This is a genomic window from Mesorhizobium sp. P5_C1 (genome assembly GCF_054049815.1).
This window is the reverse complement of the sequence record NZ_JBFULQ010000825.1, coordinates 1-1,793: the sequence shown is the minus strand read 5'-3', so window position 1 is coordinate 1,793 and position 1,793 is coordinate 1. Positions and strand designations below refer to the sequence as shown.

Below are 1,793 nucleotides of genomic sequence, written 5' to 3'. Positions count from 1 at the left end.
GAGCTGGGACTGCGCCACCGTCGGATCGAGCACGATCAGGGCCTGGCCTCTTGAGACTCTGTCGCCCTCCCGGACCTTGATGCTCCCGACAACACCTCCTTCGAGGTGCTGGATCATCACATTCTGCCCTGCTGCTGCGACCACACCTGGCGCGATCGTCGCTCCAGCAATTGGTGCCATAGCCGCCCAGAATCCGAAGCCGAGCAAGAAAACCGCCAYGCTTCCATACCCCATCAGCGTGATCCGATCTGTGCGGGTGTCGACGTTGCGTTGCCAGCGATACGTCTTGGCGTCCCTCTGAATGGGTTGGCTAGGAACCGTCATTCGCGACCTTTACCTCCACGCGAGCAGGTGACGGGAAAGGCACCACTCCTTCGTTATCATGCGACTGAGCGGCCGCGGCCGTCGCTGCTTGGCCCCGTCGCTCGGCAAGTCGCTCGAGCACGTCCTTGGTCAATCCGTAGATCTCGACCTGGCCATTGCGCAGCATGAGGATGCGATCGCATTTGGCTGCGAGCGAAGGCCGATGGGTTATGACGAGGACGGTCGTTTTTCGTGCACGCGCCTGGAGGATCGCCCGCTCAAGTGCGGCTTCGCCGTCGGTATCAAGATTTGCATTGGGCTCGTCTAGAACCAGTACCTTGGGATCGCCGTAAAACGCACGCGCAAGTCCAATGCGCTGACGCTCGCCCCCCGAGAGTCGAACGCCGGTCGGGCCGATCACCGTCGAATATCCATCCCTTTGACCCAGGATGAGCTCATGCACTTGGGCTCGTTGGGCTGCTTGAATTAATTTCTCATCAAGCGCATCCGGTTCAAAACGCGCAATGTTCTGGCCGATGGTTCCAGGGAAGAGTTCCACATCCTGCGGAAGGTAGCCAATATGACGGCCGAGTTCCTCCGGATCCCAGTTTCGAATATCGCCGCCATCGATGCGGATTACCCCGGAACGCGGCTCAATGGCGCCGACTATGAGGCGCGCCAGCGTCGATTTTCCAGCCTGGCTTGGGCCGACGATCGCGACTGTCTCGCCAGCGGCGACTTCAAAGGTCAAGCGCTTTATCAGCGGCAGCGAGCTGTCGGCAGAACCCGGAAGATAGTAGACTATTTGATCTGCGCTCAACGCCCCTTCAGGCGTTGGCAAGGCAACATTTTCTTTTGGTCGTGGCCTCGATTGGACAGCTGAAAGTCGCTTCCACGCAAGATTGGCGTCGATGACCTGCCGCCAACTTCCAATGATCTGATCAAGCGGCTGCAATGCGCGCGCCGAAATCATCGACGACGCAAAAATCATACCGGCGGTTATCTCGTTGTGGAGGACCAGATAAGCACCGACGCCCAATATCGCGATTTGCAGTACCGATCGTGTGGTGCGGGACACACCGCCGTAAAATGCGTTGGTGCGAGCGAGCCCATCGGAGGCGTGCAGGGAGCCGGCAAAACGGCTGCCCCAGAACTCTATCGCATTGGACACCATGCCGAGTGCGCGGACCGTTTCGAAGTTTCGCGCAAAGGCCTGCGCCGAATTCATTGCCGCGCCGAGACTCTCCGCCGCCTCCTTGCCAGGCTGCGAACTCGCGACCTGGTTCAGCACGGCGATGGAAACCATGAGAACCGCTCCAACGACCGTTACAAGGAAGAGCAACGGGTGGATGAAATAAAGCAGGCCCACGAAGATTGGCCCGAAAGGGAGGTCGAAGAGAAAGAAAATCGTTCGTGAGGCGATGAAACCTCGCAGGGTGGCTAAGTCCCGCAAGGCCTGGACATCGCCGAGTCCAGCACGGGGGCCACTC

Annotated in this window: 1 protein-coding gene and 1 pseudogene; both read right to left on the bottom strand. The window is 59.4% G+C overall.

The window, feature by feature from the left end:
* Nucleotides 1-324: pseudogene (locus ACXJ7R_RS31675) on the bottom strand (HlyD family type I secretion periplasmic adaptor subunit); the annotation flags it as partial.
* Nucleotides 311-1,793, bottom strand: a 1,483-nt coding sequence (locus ACXJ7R_RS31670; RefSeq protein WP_457155249.1) for a type I secretion system permease/ATPase, incomplete at its 5' end; no start/stop codon positions are given. The pseudogene ACXJ7R_RS31675 and the gene ACXJ7R_RS31670, both read right to left, overlap by 14 nt.